The organism is Streptomyces sp. NPDC006314, assembly GCF_040613075.1.
Taxonomy (GTDB): domain Bacteria; phylum Actinomycetota; class Actinomycetes; order Streptomycetales; family Streptomycetaceae; genus Streptomyces.
Map to the genome: position 1 here is coordinate 41,495 of NZ_JBEXRL010000004.1, position 19,267 is coordinate 60,761.

The 19,267-nt window shown below is 72.9% G+C and carries 16 protein-coding genes; 6 read left to right on the plus strand and 10 right to left on the minus strand.

Annotation, left to right across the window (positions count from 1 at the left end; translation table 11 throughout):
- Positions 1-8: 8 nt before the first annotated feature.
- The 4 genes from ABZ079_RS08310 to ABZ079_RS08325 are packed head-to-tail and all read left to right on the plus strand — an operon-like array spanning position 9 to position 4,188.
- A complete protein-coding gene (locus tag ABZ079_RS08310) occupies positions 9-269 on the plus strand; it encodes a phosphopantetheine-binding protein (protein WP_356938621.1) in 261 nt (86 codons plus the stop codon).
- A 54-nt stretch (positions 270-323) separates the two neighbouring features.
- Positions 324-992 (plus strand): isochorismatase family protein, encoded by a 669-nt coding sequence (locus tag ABZ079_RS08315; protein ID WP_356938622.1) that lies wholly within the window; start codon positions 324-326, stop codon positions 990-992.
- Positions 989-2,944, plus strand: a complete 1,956-nt coding sequence (locus ABZ079_RS08320; RefSeq protein ID WP_356938623.1) for an anthranilate synthase family protein — start codon at positions 989-991, stop codon at positions 2,942-2,944. The genes ABZ079_RS08315 and ABZ079_RS08320 overlap by 4 nt, the downstream gene beginning before the upstream one ends.
- Complete coding sequence (locus tag ABZ079_RS08325; protein WP_356938624.1) at positions 2,941-4,188, plus strand: 3-deoxy-7-phosphoheptulonate synthase class II; 1,248 nt, start codon at positions 2,941-2,943, stop codon at positions 4,186-4,188. The genes ABZ079_RS08320 and ABZ079_RS08325 overlap by 4 nt, the downstream gene beginning before the upstream one ends.
- A 28-nt stretch (positions 4,189-4,216) precedes the next feature.
- Here ABZ079_RS08325 and ABZ079_RS08330 read toward each other — a convergent pair whose 3' ends face one another.
- The 6 genes from ABZ079_RS08330 to ABZ079_RS08355 all read right to left on the minus strand — a co-directional run bounded on the left by ABZ079_RS08330 (position 4,217) and on the right by ABZ079_RS08355 (position 12,050).
- Positions 4,217-6,838: a LuxR C-terminal-related transcriptional regulator gene (locus ABZ079_RS08330; RefSeq protein WP_356938625.1), complete on the minus strand. Its 2,622-nt coding sequence runs from the start codon at positions 6,836-6,838 to the stop codon at positions 4,217-4,219.
- Positions 6,839-6,876: 38 nt separating this feature from the next.
- On the minus strand, positions 6,877-7,713 hold the full coding sequence (locus ABZ079_RS08335; RefSeq protein WP_356938626.1) for a PhzF family phenazine biosynthesis isomerase: 837 nt from the start codon (positions 7,711-7,713) through the stop codon (positions 6,877-6,879).
- A gap of 817 nt (positions 7,714-8,530) precedes the next feature.
- A complete protein-coding gene (phzG, locus tag ABZ079_RS08340; RefSeq protein WP_356938627.1) occupies positions 8,531-9,154 on the minus strand; it encodes a phenazine biosynthesis FMN-dependent oxidase PhzG in 624 nt (207 codons plus the stop codon).
- Positions 9,151-9,492: a hypothetical protein gene (locus ABZ079_RS08345; protein WP_356938628.1), complete on the minus strand. Its 342-nt coding sequence runs from the start codon at positions 9,490-9,492 to the stop codon at positions 9,151-9,153. The genes phzG and ABZ079_RS08345 overlap by 4 nt, the downstream gene beginning before the upstream one ends.
- Positions 9,489-9,977, minus strand: coding sequence for a PhzA/PhzB family protein (locus ABZ079_RS08350; RefSeq protein WP_356938629.1), 489 nt, complete (start codon positions 9,975-9,977; stop codon positions 9,489-9,491). The genes ABZ079_RS08345 and ABZ079_RS08350 overlap by 4 nt, the downstream gene beginning before the upstream one ends.
- A gap of 93 nt (positions 9,978-10,070) precedes the next feature.
- Positions 10,071-12,050, minus strand: a complete 1,980-nt coding sequence (locus ABZ079_RS08355; protein WP_356938630.1) for a BTAD domain-containing putative transcriptional regulator — start codon at positions 12,048-12,050, stop codon at positions 10,071-10,073.
- A 465-nt stretch (positions 12,051-12,515) separates the two neighbouring features.
- Here ABZ079_RS08355 and ABZ079_RS08360 point away from each other — a divergent pair, with 465 nt between their 5' ends.
- The gene (locus ABZ079_RS08360; RefSeq protein ID WP_356938631.1) at positions 12,516-12,956 is read left to right on the plus strand and encodes a helix-turn-helix domain-containing protein; all 441 of its coding nucleotides are present in this window, start codon (positions 12,516-12,518) and stop codon (positions 12,954-12,956) included.
- Between the two features lie 165 nt (positions 12,957-13,121).
- Here the strand turns inward: ABZ079_RS08360 and ABZ079_RS08365 are convergent, their stop codons facing one another.
- The 4 genes from ABZ079_RS08365 to ABZ079_RS08380 all read right to left on the minus strand — a co-directional run bounded on the left by ABZ079_RS08365 (position 13,122) and on the right by ABZ079_RS08380 (position 17,679).
- Positions 13,122-14,318 (minus strand): amidohydrolase family protein, encoded by a 1,197-nt coding sequence (locus ABZ079_RS08365; protein ID WP_356938632.1) that lies wholly within the window; start codon positions 14,316-14,318, stop codon positions 13,122-13,124.
- A complete protein-coding gene (locus tag ABZ079_RS08370) occupies positions 14,315-15,445 on the minus strand; it encodes an MAB_1171c family putative transporter (RefSeq protein WP_356938633.1) in 1,131 nt (376 codons plus the stop codon). Before ABZ079_RS08370 ends, ABZ079_RS08365 begins: the two co-directional genes overlap by 4 nt.
- 8 nt (positions 15,446-15,453) lie before the next feature.
- The gene (locus tag ABZ079_RS08375; protein ID WP_356938634.1) at positions 15,454-15,786 is read right to left on the minus strand and encodes a hypothetical protein; all 333 of its coding nucleotides are present in this window, start codon (positions 15,784-15,786) and stop codon (positions 15,454-15,456) included.
- A 387-nt stretch (positions 15,787-16,173) separates the two neighbouring features.
- Positions 16,174-17,679, minus strand: a complete 1,506-nt coding sequence (locus ABZ079_RS08380; RefSeq protein WP_356938635.1) for an IucA/IucC family protein — start codon at positions 17,677-17,679, stop codon at positions 16,174-16,176.
- Between the two features lie 87 nt (positions 17,680-17,766).
- Between ABZ079_RS08380 and ABZ079_RS08385 the strand changes: the two genes are divergently transcribed.
- On the plus strand, positions 17,767-19,257 hold the full coding sequence (locus ABZ079_RS08385) for an IucA/IucC family protein (protein ID WP_356938990.1): 1,491 nt from the start codon (positions 17,767-17,769) through the stop codon (positions 19,255-19,257).
- The last annotated feature ends 10 nt before the right edge of the window (positions 19,258-19,267 follow it).

A 19,267-nucleotide genomic window follows, 5' to 3' on the forward strand; every position in this document is an offset into this window, starting at 1 on the left:
GGGCCCTCATGGACACCGACGTGCCCCGCTCGGCCGAGGAGATCCGCGCGGTGGTCGCCTCCCTGATCGGCACGGCCGCCGCCGACATCCCCGATGACGCCAACCTGGTGCGCCTCGGGCTGACCTCACTCGACGTCATGCGGCTCAGCGGACGCTGGCGCCGCGGCGGCGTCCCGGTGAAGTTCGACATCCTCGTCGCCGATCCCACCGTCAGCGGCTGGGCCCGGCACATCGGTTCCCTCACCGCGGACGACGCCTCCGCCTCCTGAGCCACCCCCACGATCCGGCCCCGCAGCCGTACGGACCCGAAAGGAGCCAGCACCGTGGCGCGCTCCGCCATACCCGAGATACGCCCGTATTCCCTGCCCACGGCCGACGACCTGCCCCGGAACAGGGCGAACTGGACGGTCGACCCCGACCGTGCGCTGTTGCTGATCCACGACATGCAGCACTACTTCCTCGGGTTCCTGCCGGACGGCGAGCCACCCCGGCGGCAACTGGAGGACCAGGTGACCGTGTTGCGCCGGGCCGCCGCGCGGGCCGGGGTGCCGGTGGCCTACACGGCGCAGCCCGGGGACATGACCGAGGAGCAGCGCGGGCTCCTGAAGGACTTCTGGGGCCCCGGTATGACGTCCGCTCCCGAACACCGCGGCATCCCCGAGCGGTTCGGCCCCGTCGAGGGGGACACCGTGCTCACGAAATGGCGGCCCAGCGCGTTCTTCCGCACCGGGCTGCTGGACCTGCTGCGCACGAGCGGACGCGACCAGCTGGTGCTGTGCGGGGTCTACGCCCACGTCGGGGTCCTGCAGACCGCGATGGAAGCCCTGGCCAACGACGTGCAGGCGTTCATGGTCGCCGACGCGATGGCGGACTTCTCCGCCACCGACCACCGCATGGCGCTGGCCTACGCGGCGGCCCGCTGCGCGGTGGTGGTGCCGGCCGCGTCCGTGCTGTCGGTGTTCACCGCCCCGACTGCGGGAGCCGTGCGATGACGTCCACCGCGTGGTCGGCGGCCGGCCTGCTCGGCCGGCTCACCGACGGCACCCCGCCGCCCGCGTTCGCCCTGCTGCACCGCCCCGAGGCCGGTGACGGCTCCGTGGTGGACGTGCTCGTCGGCGACGTCCGCGAGGCGGCCGGCCTGGCGGAGATCGAGCTGTCCGACACGGACGGCCCCGCGCGGCACGAGCGGCTCCTGCTGCTGCCGTACCGGCAGATCGCCGAGCGCGGTTTCGCCTGTCCGGACGACGGCGAGCCGCTGCTCGTCATGGACGTCCGGGAACAGGGCGTGCTGCCCGTGGCGGAGGTGCTCGACCGGATCGACGACACCGCCCTGGAGGTGTGCGACGGTGCCTTCGACCTCGACGACGACGGCTACGCCCGGCGGGTGCGCCGGATCGTCGACGAGGAGATCGGCTCGGGCGCCGGAGCCAACTTCGTCCTCAAACGCACCTTCACCGCCCAGCTGCCCACCTGGTCGGCCCGGGCGGCGCTGACCCTCTTCCGGCGGCTGCTGAGCACCGCCTCCGGCGCGTACTGGACCTTCCTGATCCGGGCCGGCGGGCGCACGTTCGTCGGGGCGAGCCCGGAGCGCCACATCACCCTCGACCGGGGCAAGGCCGTGATGAACCCCATCAGCGGCACCTTCCGCTACGCCCCCGCCGGCCCCACCCCCGGCGACCTCCTGGACTTCCTCGGCGACAGCAAGGAGTCCAACGAGCTGTACATGGTGCTCGACGAGGAACTGAAGATGATGAGCCGCATCTGCCCCGAGGGCGGCCAGGTCATCGGGCCGCAGCTGCGCGAGATGAGCCACCTCGCGCACACGGAGTACTTCATCGAGGGCCGCAGCGACCGCGACGTCCGGGAGGTCCTGCGGGAGACCCTGTTCGCCCCCACGGTCACCGGCAGTCCGCTGGAGAGCGCCTGCCGGGTCATCAGCGCCCATGAGCCGGAGGGCCGCGGGTACTACGCGGGCGTCGCCGCTCTCGTCGGCCGGGACGGCGAGGGCGGCCGCCGGCTGGACTCGGCCATCCTGATCCGTACCGCCGACATCGACGACGGCGGCCGGCTGAGGCTCGCGGTGGGCGCCACGCTGGTACGCGACTCCGATCCGTATGCCGAGGCGGCGGAGACCAGGGCGAAGGCCGCCGGGCTGCTGACCGCCCTGCACGGCGCCCCGGGCGTCGGGCAGGACGCCGGGCAGCGGGCCCCGGGGCTGTCCGCGGATCCGCGGGTCCGGCGCGCGCTGCAGGAACGCAACGGTCCACTGGCGGAGTTCTGGCGGCGCTCGCCGGCCGGACGCTCGCTTCGGGTGCCGCATCTGCGGGGCCGGCGAGCGCTGCTCATCGACGCCGAGGACACCTTCACCGCCATGGGCGACACACTGCTGCGCGCCATCGGCCTGGAGGTGACGGTACGGCGGTTCGACGAGCCCTACACGCTCGACGGGCAGGACCTGGTGCTCGTCGGGCCCGGCCCGGGCGACCCGCGCGACGGCGCCGACCCCAAGATCGCCCACCTGCTGGCGGTGACCCGGCGACTGCTGGACGAAAACGTGCCGTTTCTGTCGGTGTGCCTCGGCCACCAGGTCCTCAGCCGGCTGCTCGGCCTCGACTTGGTCCGCAAGGACATCCCCCACCAGGGTGTGCAGCGCACCATCGACCTGTTCGGGGAGCGGCAGGACGTGTACTTCTACAACTCGTTCACGGCCGTCTGCCCCACCGACTCCTTCCCCGCGCCGCAGAGCCGTCCCGGACGGGTGCGGGTGTGCCGCGACCCGGCGAGCGGCGAGGTCCACGCGCTCAGCGGTGCGGGCTTCGCCTCCGTACAGTTCCATCCCGCGTCGGTGATGACGCGCAACGGAACGGCCGTCCTCGAACGACTGGTCAGTTCGGTGCTGGCGCCGTCCGCCGACTCGCCCCGAGAGCGTGAGGTCATCGCATGAGTTCCTCCCTGGTCAGCACCACGAGGAGCGACCCGGCGCGCCAGTCCGCGGTCGCCCCCCTCGTGGCCCAGCCCCCGGGCTGGCGGGACGCCGACGCCGTGCGCGACGTCACCGAACGCCTCGCCGGCTATCTGCCGCTGGTCCTGCCCGCCGAGTGCGACCGGTTGCGCGCGCGGCTCGCGGCGGTCGCCCGCGGCGAGGCGTTCCTCCTGCAAGGCGGTGACTGCGCCGAGACCTTCGACGCGCTGACCGCCGACTCCGTCGCCGCCAAGCTGGACACACTCTTCACGATGGCGACGGTCCTGTCGGCCGGCATCCGGCTGCCCATGGTCGTCCTCGGCCGGATCGCCGGCCAGTACGCCAAGCCCCGCTCCTCACCGACCGAGGAACACGACGGCGTGGTACTGCCCGCGTACCGGGGTGACGCGGTCAACGGCCTGGAGTTCTCGCCCGCGATGCGCACCCCGAACCCCTACCGCATGCTGCGGATGTACGGCGCGTCGGCGGCAACGCTCAACGCTCTGCGGGCCCTCGCCCCGGCCTGGGAGCCCTCGGGCGCCCTGCCGGGGCGAGGGCAGCGGCCCCGGGAGCTGTTCGTCTCCCACGAGGCCCTGCTGCTCGACTACGAACAGCCGCTGACCCGGCTCGACCCGCGCTCGGGCGGCTCTTACGCCGGCTCGGGCCATCTGCTGTGGGCGGGGGAACGCACCCGCCGGTCCGACGGCGCGCACGTCGCCTACCTCGCCGGTATCCGCAATCCGGTGGCGGTGAAGCTGGGGCCCCGCGCCACCGTGGAGGAGACTCTGGAACTGGTGCGGCGGCTCGACCCCGAGCGGGAGCCGGGGCGGCTGACCTTCGTGGTGCGGATGGGCGCGGGCCGGGTGCGCGAGGTGCTGCCCGACCTGGTGGACCGCGTCACCGCCGCGGGGGCGGTGGCGGGCTGGGTCTGCGACCCGATGCACGGCAACACCTACACCGCGCCGTCCGGCCACAAGACCCGGCGGGTGGCCGACGTGGTCGAGGAGATCTCCGGCTTCTTCGAGGTGCACCGGGCGCTCGGCACCCATCCCGGCGGTGTCCATCTGGAGCTGACCGGTGAGGAGGTCACCGAGTGCGTGGGCGGTGCGGCCGGGGTGTGCCTCGGGGATCTTCCCTCGCGGTACGAGTCCGCATGCGATCCGCGGCTCAACCGCAGCCAGTCGCTGGAGGTGGCCCAGGTCGTCGCGGAGCTCGCGGCGAAGTGACCGGCCGGCGTCCGCCGTTCCGGTGCCGTCAACGGGGACGGCCCACCGGGGCGGCGGCGTCCGCGCGGGGCTCCTCGCCGGGCACCAGCGGGGGGTCGAGCCGTCCGGCCAGCTCCGCACGGGTGGTGATGCCCAGCTTGCCGTAGGCCCGGTGCAGATGGTTCTCGACCGTGCGCACGGACACCGAAAGCCGGTCGGCGACCTCCTGGTTGGTCAGCCCGGCGGCGACCAGGGCGGACACCTCCCGTTCCCGTACGGTCAGCGAGCCGAAGGTGTCGGCGGGCGGGGCGTCCTCGCGCCGGGTCCAGGGCGGCAGCGTCCCGTCGAAGGCGGCGAGGTGCTCACGGCACAGGGCGCGGGCGGCACGGCTTCTGCGGTGGTTGCCGACCGCCTGGTGGATGCGGGAGCTCTGGGCGGCGGTCTCCGCGGCCAGCGGCAGGAACCCCAGCTCCGCCTGCGTCTCGGCCACGGCTTCGAGGCCATCGGCGTCCCAGCGCGCGAGGGCCCGGATGTGCCGGATCTGCAGGGCCGTCGTACCGCTGAGGCCGGCGGGGTCCGGCAGCAGGGCGGCGGCGTCACGGGCGGCGCCGAGCCGGGCGGCCAGGTGGAGCGCGGCGACCGCCTGTGCCCACCGCCCGGCCTCGCCCGCGGCGGCGGCGACCGCGATCGCCTGCCGTATCGCCCCGGCGCGGTCGCCCACATGGGCGTAGACCAGGGCGGTCTCCAGCGCGGCGCCGTCCCGGGCCAGCGGGTAGCGCACGGTCCGCGCCTGTACGGCCCGCACCTCGACGAGGGTGCGGACGGCTTCGGCGTGCTCGCCGGCCTCGGCGAGAGCCGCGGCGAGCTGGGCCAGCGTCCAGGCGGGCGCGGTCAGCCAGTCCGGCGGGGCCTGCAGGGCGCCCGCGCGGCGCAACTCCTCCACGGCGGCGGACCCGTCGCCCCGCGCCCGGTGCAGCCGGGCGCGCAGCAACGCGACCCGGACGCGTTCCCGCGGGTCGCCCTCGTCCCACCAGCGCATGCCGTCGAGCCGGGCTGTCGCCTCGTGGACGCCGGCGGTGTTCAGTGCTGCCCAGCAGCCCACCCACTGGGCGGCGGCGCCGACGAACCGGTGGCTCCCGGCCGGCTCGGTGGCGGCCAGCAGGCGCAGCGCGGCCTCGGGGTCGCCCGCTTCGGTCCGGGCGTAGGCAGCAGGCACGCTCACCAGGCCGGTGAGCGCCGGGGCGCCGGGACCCGCGGATGCCGCGGCCACCTCGGCGAACCGGTCGTCGAGCAGGCCGAGGAGAGCGGCGGCACCGGCGAGCGGCAGCCGGCCGGGGCCGCGGGCCTCCTTCAGGGCCCGGTCGAGGACGTCCTTGGCCTCGGGCAACCGGTCGAGGCCGTATGCCATGTTGACGGCCCGGACCGCGATCAGTTCTCCGGCCTTCAGCGGGTCCGGCCCCGGTACGCCGGCGAGCACCCGCTCGGCTTCCGCGTGGCTGCCCCGGCCTTCGAGTGACTGGCCGAGCAGCAGCCGGGCGCGGGCGGTCGCCTCGTCCCCGCGGGCCTGGGGCAGGGCCAGCCGGGCCAGCTCCTCGGCCCGGTCGAAGTCGTGCAGACGCAGGGACGCCTGACCCGCGGTCAGCAACTGCCCGGTCGCCACGGTCTGGCCGGCGGCGAGCCGTAGCGCGACGACCCGGGGTACGTCCTCGTGGCGGCGCATGCCGGTCGCCTCGATGGCGTCGGCGAGCTGGCGCCGCAGCCGGCGCCCGGCCAGCTCCGGCAGGGCCCGCAGCACGACGGCGGAGTACAGGGGGTACGTCGACCGCAGCCGCAGTCTGCGACCGGAGCGCTCGGTGACCACGAGGCCGCTGCGGCTGAGGGACTCGGCGGCGCGGCCGAGCCCGGCCGCGGTCGCGAGGTCGGCCTCCATGGGCTCGGCGAGCGCCACGAGCTGCAGCAGTTCGCGTTCGTCCGGGCGCAGCCCCGCCAGCCGCAGCTGGACCAGGGCGGCGATCCGCCCGGCGGGGTCGACGGACAGCTCACCCCGCCACTGCCAGATGCCGTCCTCCTCCCGGAGCGCGCCCTCGGCGAGTGCGGCGTCGGTGACCTCGCGCAGCAGCAGGGCGTTGCCACGGGTCACCGACCACAGCCGCTCCAGGCAGTCGGCGGAGAGCTGACCGCCGAGGCGGGCCCGCAGCACCTTGACCGCGTCGGTGCGGGCGAAGTGCGGGACGTCCAGGCGCTCGATGAGCCGCTCCACCCAGAGCATGCTCATCCCGGGGGGCAGCGCCACCCCGGACAGTGCCGACGCCACCACCCGCACGCGTCCTCCGCGCACGAGGGCGTAGAGCGAGGCGGCGGCCACGGGGTCGGCGAGGTGGGCGTCGTCGAGCCCGAGGACCCATGGGCCGGTTTCGGCAGCGCGCTGTTCCAGGCATTCGGCGAGCGATCCGGTGGTGCCGGTGGGCACGGCTCCGCTCACCCTGGTCGTGTCGGCGCCGGAGGCGGCGGCCTGCTCGAGCGCGGCCTGGAGCAGCCGGCTCTTGCCGACCCCCCATTCGCCGGTGAGCAGGACGCCGTGAGTCGTCGACAGCGCCTGCCGGACATGGTCGAGTTCGCGCCCCCGGTTCACCGTGATCCACGGGCTCGTGAGGGCGTTGCGACGCGACATCTCTGCGTGTGTTTCCTTCCCCCGGTTCGATTCCGGCGTCAGACGAGCAACGTCCCTCGGGCGACGGTGACCGCGCTGCCGCTCATGTCGACGGCAGTCACCCGGTGGCCTTCATGGACGGCCCTGGCGTACATGGTGGAAGGACGGCCCATCCACGCGCCCTGGACGATCTCGATCTCGGTGCCGGGCTCGATCAGCCCGTGCCGGGCGAGATGGATGGCGAGCGGCCCCGAGGCGGAGCCGGTGGCGGCGTCCTCGACCACTCCGTAGGCCGGCGAGAACATCCGCGTGTACCAGTGCCTGCCACTGCCCGCGAAGCAGTTGGCCGCCATGTCGGGGAAGGCGGACAGCGCCCGGTGGTCCGGGCGCAGGGCGGCGAGCGCCTCCACGCTCTCCAGCCCCACGAAGACGTGCCGCGGGCCGTTCCGGTAGATCTCCACCGGCACGGTGGAGGCGTCGAGGCCGAGCGCGTCGAGGAGTTCCTCCGCCTTCTCGTACGGCTCCCGGACGGGGACCGGCTGGGCCAGGCGGATGCGGGTGAACCGGTCACCTTCCCGTTCGGCCGCCACAGGGATCTCGCCCATGGCCGTCTCCAGCACGAACCGGTCGTTCTGCCACAGCTCGGCCAGGACCTGGGCGGTCCCGAGGAGGGGGTGACCGGCGAAGGGCAGTTCGTTGACCGGGGTGAAGATACGGATCCGCGCGTCCGCACCGCCCGACGGCGGCAGGACGAACGTGGTCTCGGAGAGGTTCATCTCCCGGGCGATGCGCTGCATCACCTGGGCGGTGAGGTCTTCCGCGCCGAGGAAGACGGCGACCGGATTGCCTTCCAGCGGGGTGCTGGTGAAGGCGTCGGCCACGACGTAATGATGCATGGTCAGGGCATCCCATCGGTTGGCTGTGGACATGCGGGGAGAAGCGGGCTCGGCCGCGACGCCGGGGAGGGCGCCGGCCGGCGGGACCGCGGAGACCAGGCGTCCGGGAACGGCAGGTGATACGGCCGTTGAGGAGGATCCGGGTGCCGACGGCCTGGGCCGGGCGCCGGAGACCGGGGCGCGGAGCCCGGCCGTGGTCCTGCCGACGGGTCCCGGCGGCTCCAGGTCGGGCAGGGCGGTACCCCGCCCGGGAGGGGTGGTTCCCCGTCCCGGCGGGGTGGTTCCCGGTTGGGCACGACAGGCGACGAGGGGGACGGCGGCCCGCGCGCGGCCGGTCGGGGCGGCGAAGAACCGGGCCGCACCGGCGGGCGCGGCGCGTCCGGCACGGAGGTGACGGCACTGCGGGCGCGCGGCGCGGGGGTGCCGGGCGCAGGCCCAGGGCGGTAAGGCTGCCGGTCGCTGAGGCGCGCGCGGGTCGTCGCACGTGCGGGCAGAGGCCGTGGCCGTCGTGGAAGCGGACGGCGGGTCGGCTGGCGCGGCCGGTACGACGGAGGGGCGGGAGGGTCCGGCAGCGGGGGCGGGGACGGTACGGCAGTGGGGGCGGGGACGGTACGGCAGTGGGGGCGGGGCGGTACGGCAGTGGGGGCGGGCGCGGTACGACGGTAGGTGGGGGCCGTACGGCGGTGAACGGAGGCGGTACGGCGGAAGGCGGGGACCCCACGGCGGTAGACGGGGGCCGCACGGCGGAAGGCGGGCGCGGTACGACGGTAGGCGGGGGCGGTGGCCGGGCGGGCGCCGGCCACCGTCGGGGTCCGGGTCACGGCTGGAGCCGTGCGGCGGACCACACTCCGTCCGTGAGGTCGTAACGCAGTCTTCGGTGGAGCCGGTCGGGGCTGCTCTGCCAGAACTCGACGGTGTGCGCGGTGAGCCGGTAGCCGACGTACGCATCCGGCCGCGGCAGGGGGCCGAGCGCCGCGAGCCGCGCGGCCTCCGCCCGCAGTGCCTCGACGTCCGTGAGGACCTCGCTCTGCCGGGAAGCCGCGGACATGGCGTGCGTGGCGACGGGCCGGGCGGACCACAACGCGTCGGACTCGGCGTCGGAAAGCTGCGCGACGGTCCCGGCGATGACGATCTGCCGGCCGGTTTCCCGCCAGTACAGGACGCCGGACGCCCAGGGACGGGCGGCGAGTTCGCGTCCCTTCCGGCTGCCGCGGTGGCTGGTGAAGACCAGCCCGTCGTCGGTGAGGGAGGTGAGCTGGACGATGCGGGTGGAGGGGCGTCCGTCCGCGTCACCGGTGGCCAGGGCCAGGGCACCGGGTTCCCGTACGTGGTCGCGGGCGTCGTCGAGCCAGGTGCGCAGCAGGGGGAGGGGGTGCGGGGGCGGTATGCGGAACTCGGCGGGTTCCATCGCGGCCGCGTCGGTGGTGGGGGACGTGGTCATCGGTTCTGTGCCTCCAGTGCCCGGCCGAGGCCGACGAGTGAGGGGATACCGTGGCGGCCTTCGATGGTGGCCTCGATGTCGAACCACGTGCGGTGGGTGGGGGGATAGCCGATCAGCTCGGCCGCGCTGCGCGGGTGGGGCGGCACCGCCGCCTCGGCGGACTCCCAGAGCAGGACGGCGCCCCAGCGGTTGTTCTCGTCGTCGGCGATCCAGAGTTTGAGCACCAGGCCCTCGTGCCCGGACCATGCCTCGACGGCCTCGTCGCGCAGGAAGGAACGCAGACTCTCGACGGTCTGGTCGGACTCGGTGAGGTCCCACCAGGCGACCATGGCCCTCATGTGGGGATGCCCTCCCGCCGGACGACGGGGACGTCGATGCCCAGCGCGCGCAGCTGGTTGAAGGGGTTCATGAACTCCCGCTGCCGGCGGATCTTCCCGTTGTCCAGGAGGAACGAGTGCAGGAAGTGGTTCTGGTAGTGCCCCGGCTCATATCCGGGAAACAGGATCTTCCCCTGTCCGTCGCATTCGACCCAGAAGACGTCAGGGTCCTGCGTCTCGAAGATCTCGATGTTGTACCAGACCCAGTCGGGGAAGCACTTGAGGGACCACACCGCGTGTTCGCCGAGCCGGTCACGGCCACGAATGGCGATGGGCCCGGGGGTGTCGGCCGTCCACAGACCGTCCTCTCCGTCCTCGGTGAACAGCAGGTGCCGCCGGAGCCGGTCCTGGCCGGTGGTGTTCATGTACTTCTCCACCGTGGCCCGGTTGACGCGCCTGAGCTCCGTCGCGTCAGTGAACTCGTGGTTCGCTGTGGTGTCGGACACGGGATGAGCCTCCGAAGTTCGCGGGTGAATGGATCGCTCGCGGCAATCATGCAAAGCACCGCTATACGGCAGTGGCGGAGTTCTATACGGCCGCTATACGTGCAGGGCGGTCCGGGCGGCTCGCAGCTCCCGGATGCAGGCCCGGCAGAACTCGGCGCTGCCGGCGAAGGGCCCGGCAGGCAGGGAGCGCAGAACTTCGGCGAGGCGGCCGCCGAGATGCGCCTCGGCGTCGTACCGTTCCGCCGCGGTCACCGGATCGGCATCCGTCAGCCGTTGCCTCCAGGACGCCAGCACGCGGACCGCGACCTCGGCCGAGACCCTTTCGGGTTCGGTCCGTTCGACCTCCTCGGTGAGGACGCACAGCAGCAGCCGGGAGAGCCCGAGGACGAAGGCGCCGTCCTGCTCGACGCCGGTGACGGTGAGCATGTGGGCGTCGACGAGCTGTTCCAGGACGTCCTCGGTCTCCCCGTGCGACAACTCCAGGGCGGCGGCCGCGGACCAGACGGAGACGGTCTGTGCCCGGAGCATGGCGAGCCGACGCAGCGCGCGGCGCAACGGCTCGGGGAGTTCGGCGTAATGACGGCGCAGTGACTCGCCCACGTCGAGGCCGCCGACGCGGAACAGGTCGAGCATGTTACGCCGGTGATCGGCGAGCCGGTCGGCGAGGCGGCCGGGGGTCCAGTGCGGCTTGGCGGTGAGCTGGGCCGCGACGGCCCGCAGGGCGCCCGGGTGCCGGTCGCAGAGGTGGACGAGACGTTCGGCGGCGTGCGGGTCGCCACCCGCGGCCGTGGTGCGGCCGGTGATCCCGGTCAGCAGGGCGACCGCCTCGCTCTGCGGCAGGGCACCGAGGGCCAGGACCCGGACGCCGGGCAGGTCGGCGAAGCGGGGGCGCCCGGTGATCACGACCTGGCTGTGGCCACCGGCGGAGACCAGCGCGTCGACGGGGTCGCCGGCTCCGACGTCGTCGAGGACGAGAAGCCGCCGCCCGCGGGCGAGCCGCTGCCGGACCAGCCACAACCGGTCCTCGAGGCCCTGGTGGGCTGTGGGCGGCCCCCCGTCGAGCCCCGTGAGAAGTTCGTCCAGCACCGCGGGTAACGGGCGGGGCCGTCCGGAGGCGTCCCGGAAACGAAGGAAGAAGCACCCGTCGGGGAACGCGGCGGCGTTCTGGTGGGCGGCACGGACGGCTAGGACGCTCTTTCCGCTGCCCGCGATGCCGGTGATCACGACCGGTCCGGGGGGCACGTCGCGATGCGGGTCCCTCAGCCACCGCCGCAGAAGGGCCAGTTCGGCACTGCGTCCGGCGAAGTCGAGTAGATCGGAGGGGAGTTCGGCGTGGGATCCGTGATCGCCGGCCGGTGCCGCAGGGAGCACCCGTGCGGTCGACGGCAGGCGGCCGACCTGCGGGGCCGACAGGCATCCGGAGAGAAGGGCGTGGAAGGTGCTCTCCAGCGTCTCCCCCGGGTCGACGCCGAGGTGTTCGGCGAGTACGGCACGTCCCTTCCGGTAGACGGCGATGGCGTCGGCCTGCCGGCCGCACTGGTACAGGGCGGTCATGAGCTGGGCCCGCATCCGTTCCCGGAAGGGGTGTTTCTCGACGAGTCCGGTGAACTCGTCGACGACCTCGCGACCACGGCCGAGGCCGAGGTCGGCGTCGGCCTTCTCCTCCAGCAGCGACAGCCGTAACTCCTCCAGCCGCGGCCCCTCCTGCTGGTCCAGGAACTCGGTCGCACCGGTCAGCGCCCGGCCGCGCCACTGCCGCAGTGCTTCGGCGAACCGGGCGGAACTCTCCTCGTACCGGCCCTCCGCGAAGGCCGTACGGGCCTGGGCGGACAGCCGCAGGCACTCGCGGTAGTCGACGGTGACACCGTCCAGCCGCAGGACGTACCCGTCATGCGTGCGCACGAACTCGGCCCGGCCACCGAGAGCCCGGCGGAGCCGGGAGACGTAGGTGTGCACCTGGGCCCGCACGGTGGCCGGTGGGGCGGTGCCCCACAGGGCAGTGCGGATCTCCCGCTGCCCCAGGCCCCGGTCTCCCGCGACCACGAGCGCCGCCAGCAGAGTTCTGGGGCGCATCCCACCGAGCACGCGTGCCCGGCCCCCTTCGAGGGCTTCTATCGCTCCGAGTACGTGAAGTTCCATGATTTCCCTCGCTTGGCCGAGTCCCCCACGAGCGGGCCCCGCGTCCTGGATCAACTTCAGTACGTTCCGCAGACGGTCGAATCCAACATGAGTCGAAGATCGCTGCGCAGGGACGCTAATCCCCGGGCAAACCACTGTCAACACGGTTCACCGGAAGCTCGACGAGGTGGCCGATACCGGTGCATCGCCTGTCGGCAGGGTGGTTCCCGTCGCCCGGTGGACGATCCGGCGGTCCCTTCGCTGCTACCGGGCGAGTCGCCGCATGAGATAGCTTGCTCGCACGCCGGCTGGACCGGTGGCCGGCCCAAGTCCCCACAGCGCTGCCGACCGACGTCGGGTGACGGCTGGGTCACACTTCAGTGCGAGGTTAAGGTATGCCTTCAAAGAGGAGGCCACGCGATGCCGAACGGCGACAGAGAGCCGGGCAACAGCCTGGCCGACAAGCTGAACCATCTGTTCGCGCACATGAAGCCCGCCGGCCAGGCTCCGTACACCGTCGAGGAGGTCGCACGCGCCATCAGTGCCGCGGGAATTCCGATCTCGGGAAGCTACATCTGGCTCCTGCGCAAGGGACAGCGCGACAATCCCACGCTCCGGCACCTGGAGGGACTGGCCAAGTTCTTCGGCGTACCTCCCGCGTACTTCTTCGATGACCGGGTCACCGAGACGGTGAACGCCGAGCTTTCCCTCCTCACCGCGCTGCGCGACGCAAAGGTGCAGCGGATCGCCCTGCGCACTGCCGGACTCTCGGAGAAGAGCCTGAGGTCGATCACCGAAGTGATCGACCGGGTACGTGAACTCGAAGGGCTGCCCGTGGATTCGGCGAACCTGGATGGCTGAATTCCGCGCCTGCCGTCAGCACCGCGCCTGCTGTCAGCACCGCGTCACACGATGCCGGCCGTGACGCCGGGGCCTGCCCGCCCGGCCGGAGCACCGTAGGTCCGCGGCGACGGCCAGGGGCGGGGGACGGCCCGGAGACCGCCCCGCCGCGCCGCCCGAGCGGAATCAGCCGTTGTCAGGGCGAAGGGCGGGGCGGCCCGCTGTGAAGACGTACCGGATCCGGCGGAGAGCGTCCAACTCGGTCACGGGGTTGCCGTCGAGGACGATGAGGTCGGCGCGCATTCCGGGAGCCAGGGCACCTGTGTCGGTGAGCCCGAGGGCGTGCGCGGCGTTGACGGTGGCGCTGTCCAGGATCTCGGTGTTGCTGAAGCCGAGCGACGCGAAGAATTCGAGCATGCCGACGTAGTCACCGAAGCGTGCTCCTGGCACGCCGGCATCGGTGCCGGCGATGAACCGGACACCGGCCGCCCGCATCTCCCGGATGACTTCCGTCATCTGCTGGGCGCGTTCGGACCCCATCTGCTTGAGGAACAACTGCCAGTCCCCGGAAACACAGCGGCAGACGGAGACGTCGTTGTCGACGATACGACGGGTGATCGCCGGATCGTACACAATGCCCTCCGCACTGCGCCAGGAGCAGTGCTCGATGGTCCGGACGCCGGCGTCGACGCACGCGGCGATGGTCTCGGTGCCGTGCGCATGAGCGGCCACACCCAGACCGTGGCGCGCCGCTTCCCGGACGATCAGGCGGAGTTGGGCGGCGGTGAACTGCGGCTCCCACATGCGTGGGCCGCCCGGGGTGAGCGCACCGCCCGAGGCCATGACCTTGATCAGGTCGGCTCCGGCCGCCGCGTTACGGGCGATCTGCGCCCGAATCGCGTCGTCCGTGTCCACCTCGCCGCCCAGAAAGCCGCAATGGCCACCGTGTGACGTCAGCGGTGTGGCCGCGGCGACGATGCGCGGCCCGGCGACGGCCCCGGAGTCGACGGAGGCACGCAACGCCACGGCGAGGCCGTCACGGTCACCGAGGTCCCGTACGGTGGTCACCCCCGACGCCAGCAGCTGCTGGGCGCGGTCCGCCATGGCGGTGGACAGCTCGCGGCGGCCCGCGTCGATCACCGCACTGACGGGGTCCGGCCCCGCGTCGAAGGCGAGGTGGACGTGGCAGTCCATCAGCCCGGGCATCACCGTCGCTCCGGGACAGCGCACCCGGGGCACCTGTGCGTCGACCGACGTGTCCAGCCGGGCGGCGGGGCCGACGGCGGCTATGACACCGGAGTCGACCAGTACGGCACCGTCGGCGATCAACTGATCCGCGGGCCCTGGGATGACGCGGTCCGCGGTGATCAGTACCTTGCTCATGACTTCCTTTCGTCGAGGGCCCGGGAGACGGCGATGAGTTCGCGAGCGTCGGCTTCCAGGTCGCCGCTCGCGGGTGCCGCGACGCGGACCGCGGGCAGCTCGGTCTGAGGGGACTCCGTCGTCGGGTTCAGAGCCAGTGCTTCCGTGATGTGCCGGGCGAGTTCTTGGGCCGGGGCATGGGCGAGATCGGTTCCGGAAGCGACTCGTGCCAGATACGGGCTCAGGCAGACGAGTCCGTCGCGGCACTCGATGACGCGCCGGCAGAACCGCTGCTCATGGGTACGGTGCGGGCGCAGACGGCGCCACCGGGCGCCGGCCGGCGGCTCTTTCAGGACGAGCTCCGGATAGGCGGTGGTCAGCGCCGTCCACAGGGGAGTGAGCTCGTGGTACATGCGGCGGTGGCGTGCCATCGACCGCACCCTGGTGAGGACCTGCACGGAGGCCGAGTAGCAGATTCCGACGAGCGTGACCCCCATCGCCCAGTCGGACAGGGACCAGTTGACAGCGTTGAACACCTCGTGCGATCCGGGTTCGTCATAGCGCAGCGCGACCAGGATCATCCGGTTGACCGAGGTCGCGGCCAGCCCGAGGAGGCCCAGAGCCATGACCCGCAAGCCGACCCCGAGGTGCTGGGCCGCCTTCCGGGCATAGCGCAGTGCCCACCGGGCGGCGGCCAGATACGCGTAGAGGAAGTAGACGTTGCCGACGAGATAGAACAAGGCGATGGGCGGCTCCCCCATGTAGGGGGTCGCCAAGGAGTGACCACGCATCGCCGCCGGTGTGGCGGTCATGGTGGCCACCAGGGCGATCAGCACGCCGCAGAGAAGGCCGGTGCTCGACCGCAGGTGGCGGCGGTAGGCACCGTCGCTGCCACCCACGGAGGAGGCGAAGAACAGATTGAGGGCGCACAGGCCTGACATGTAGATAGCGTTGAACGCCACCTTGCCCGCCCCCGTGATCGTGGCCTCGTCGATCGCGCTGTTGATCCCGGGAATGCTCAGGACTTCGCCGCCCAGCAACAACAGCAGGCAGACGACGAGGAGACGCAGCACCCGGTCGCGCGGGGCGCGCGCCAGGTCGACACCCTTCCACAGCACCCCGATGCCGAACAGGATGATCAGAGGCACCTGGAACGTCACATCCACCCCCAGCGGGAGTGGAGCGCGGAACGCAACGGACCGAGGGAGGGGTCCTCGAAGTCGCGGGGAGTGACGTGGTTCAGCAGGGAGGCCCACTCCAGGATGATGGTCGCTACCAGCTCGGCCTCGCGTTCGGCTTCCTCATCGTATCCGGTGCGCCGCAGCGTTCTGGTGATGACGTCCTGGTGGATGTCGGGCAGTGCCGCCTGCCACATCCCCCCGTCGGCCTCACCGCCCGCGTGGTCGGCGAGTATGTGGCCGACCTCGTGCAGGATGATGTGGTCCTGGTGCGACGGACTGGTCTCCTGCTGGTAGAAGATGTAGTCCACGGTGTCCGTGGCGATCCACAAGCCGAAGGGCCCGGGTACGGGCAGCGGGTACGGAACCAGGCTGATGGGGCGGCCGCGATGTTCACCCAGACGCCGGCACAGTTGGTGCACCTGGAGCGGCGGTTCGATATCAAGGTTTCTGAGTAAGCGCCTGCATTGCCTTCTTAACCCTCGTTCATTCAAGGCTGTGTCCCCGTTTGTAGGTCTGCTGGCCCACGTAGTCACGCCCGAGAACCCCTGATTGCCGGGAGTGAGCACGTGGGGGCTGCGCCTGCCCCGCTTTGATCGTTGTCATCGGGCCTGGCGAGAGCAAGCGTTGAATGGTTTCGAAGGCGATGTTGACTCAAAACCCGCTCCCCTTCGGGGCGCTCCCCACCCGGCACGCGCTCAGCGGCCCAGCAGCGGGTTGGGCAGGGGCACATAGCGGGCCGCCGCGCCGTCGGCTCCGGTCCAGCGCAGCAGCAGGTTCGTCTTGCCGGGCACGGTGGGCGCGGCGAGCAGGGCGGGGATCTCGGGCAGGTCGTGCCGGGCGAGTTCGCGGCGGGCGGCGGGCCACGGGTCGAGACCGGGATGGTGTTCGGCGAGGGCGCCGGCGATCTCGCCGAGGTGGTTGACGATCAAGCAGTACACCAGCCGCTCCCAGCCGGCGGCCCGGGAGACGTCCGGCAGCAGCTTGGCGCCCTCGGCGTCCCGGAACAGCGACTGTACGGGCGTACCGGCCGCGTCCACGGCGACGAGGGTGTTCTGCAGATGGGCCTCCAGGACGACCCCGTGGTCGTCGAAGGCGGTCAGGGCGGGTGGGACGACCTGCCGCAGGTAGGCCTCCCACCAGGCCGCCGGATCGGCCGCGGCGGCCAGCGGGCTGCCGTCGAAGCCCTCGGCGAGGCCCGCGGCGAGCAGCGGGGTGGCGTCCGGCAGCAGATGGCCGCGCAGGCCGTCCCGTACGAGGACGGCCAGCTCCTCGAAGGCGAAGACGGCGGTGCGGTAGCCGCGGTCGCTCAGCCAGGCCGCGGGCCGGCCCAGCGCCGCGAAGGCGTGTTCGGCGGCCTGGTCGGTGCGGCGCAGTCTGTGCAGGTCGTGGCGCCACAGGCGACGGATGTCGTTGGTGATGCGCACGTCCAGGCTGAACTTCAGGAACAGGTCGCGCCGGGGCTCGTACACCGTACGTACCGCCGCCGTCGGCCAGGTGTCGAAGGCGGTCGCGCCGAGCCGGAGCAGGCGGCCGTCGGCGAAGGCCGGGGCGAGGTCGCGGGCGACGAGGTCGAGCTGCCAGGGGTGGGCGGGCAGCAGCCGGTAGCCGGGCGGGGCGGTGCCGAGGGCGTCCAGGGCGCGGGTGTCGCCCTCCTCGGCCACCTGGTCCTCGCGGACCCCGAGCAGCGCCAGCGGGAAGCGGGCATGGGCCTCGGGGGCGTACGGCAGCCAGGACGCCACCGGGCCACCGCCGCGCGCCTTGGGGGCCGGGTGGTGGGGGTGCCCGGTGAGCAGGGACTGCTCGGAGCGCAGGTACGGGTCCGAGGGGGCCGTCGCCTGCTCGCGGGCGGTGAGCAGGGCGGCGACGGCGTCCCGGCTGTCGATCATCTCGGCGGGCAGGTCACCGCCCGCCGCCCCGGTGTGCCGGCGCAGTTCGTCGGCGACCAGTTTGACCAGTTCGGTGTGGCCGACCGGGTGCCAGGCTCCGGCGGTGCGTACCTCGGGGTCGGCGGGCCGGCGGCCGGGGCGCACGCGCAGCAGCCGGCCGCTGCCGGGCAGCCGGTAGACCGGCCGTTCCCCGTCGTGGCCGGTGAGCGGCTGGGCCACCTCCCGCAGCAGACAGTTGAGCAGGGGGGCGGCCGCGTACGCGTCGGCGCGCTGTCCGACGGTGTCGGCGGGGGGCTTGAGGTCCACGCGATCCATTCGTTCTTCGTCCGGGGCCCGATCCCGATCAGTATGTCTGTCGTCCCTGACCATCGTGCCGTGGTGCCCGTACCCGAGGAGCCGACCGTGTACCACTCCCCCACCGCCGAGGACGGGCTGGCCGAGGAGCTGGCCGCCGCCCGGCCCGCTCTGCTGCCCCGGTACCGGGCCGAGCTGCCGGGCGCCCGCGCGGCCGTGCTGACCCGCCTGTGGCGGGGGCTCACCCATGAACCCCTGCCGTGGGTCGCCGACCGCCTCGAGGGGGCCCACGGCCTCACCCTGCGGCTGGCCGACGGCAGAAGGCTGCACGGGCCGCACGCGGATCCCTACGCGACCGGCGCGTACGTCACGGACGTGCGCCTGGACCAGGAGCGCCACGACGATCCGGCGCGGCTCATGACCGACCTCGCGGTGCCGCACGCGTCCGCCTTCGCCGCCGAACTGGCGGGCAGCGCCGCCTCGTTGGCGCTGTCAAGGGCGGGCGCGGATCACCCGAAGGAGTGGCCGGAGCGGGACTGGGAGTGGGAGCAGCGGGTGGTGGACGGCCATCCGTTTCATCCGAACTGCCGTTCCCGGCCCGGCTTCTCGGCCGCGGACCAGCTGGCGTACGGGCCGGAGCACCGGCCGTCGGTGGAACTGGCAACGGTGCCGGTGCCGGCCGCGGAGTGCCTGGTGTCGGGGGACTGGCCGGCGGAACTGCGCGACGCCGACGGCCTGCTGGTGCCGGTGCATCCCTGGCAGGCCGCCCATGTGCTCAAGCGGCCGTGCGACCCCTGGCGGTCCGCGCACCCGCTGATGTCCCTGCGCACCCTCGCCCTGCCCGGCGGCCCGCACGTGAAGACCGCACTGAGCGCCCGGCTGACGTCCTCGGTGCGCGACATCTCGCCGTACTCCGTCGAGGCGTCCGCCGCGCTGACGTCCCTCGCGACGGATCTCGCCACGCGCACGGACGGGCTGCTGCACGTCACCCGCACCCTGGCCGCCGTCACCGCCCGCTCCCCCGACCTGGCCGCACTGCTGCGGGAGTCGCCGGAGACGTACACGGCACCGGGCGAACGCGTCCTGCCGGTGGCCGCACTGGCCACCACCGACCTCCCCGACTCCCCCGCCTGGCTGGCCGCCTTCACCCGCCTGGCCCTGACCGTGGGCCTGCGCCTGCTGGAGCTGGGGGTGGCCCTGGAGGCCCACGGCCAGAACCTCCTGGTGATCCTGTCGGCCGACGGCATCCCGCTGCGCCTCGTCTACCGCGACCTCGCCGACATCCGCATCAGCCCCGCACGCCTGGCCCGGCACGGCATCGCCCCGCCCGCCCTGACGGGCCGCCTGATCACCGACGACGAAAGCGCCCTGCGCCGCAAGCTGTTCGGCTCCCTGGTGGCGGGAGCGCTGGCGGACACGGCGGGTTCGGGCCCGGCCCTGGGCGCGGCCCTGGCATCCGCCGTACCGGACCTGCCGGACACGCCCGATGTGAAGGCCCTGTGCGAAGACCCTCTGCCGGCCAAGGCACTGAGCCTGATGCGGCTGTCCCCTCACACGCCGGGTGACCAGTGGACGTACCTACCCAACCCGTTGTCCTGAGCGGCACCCG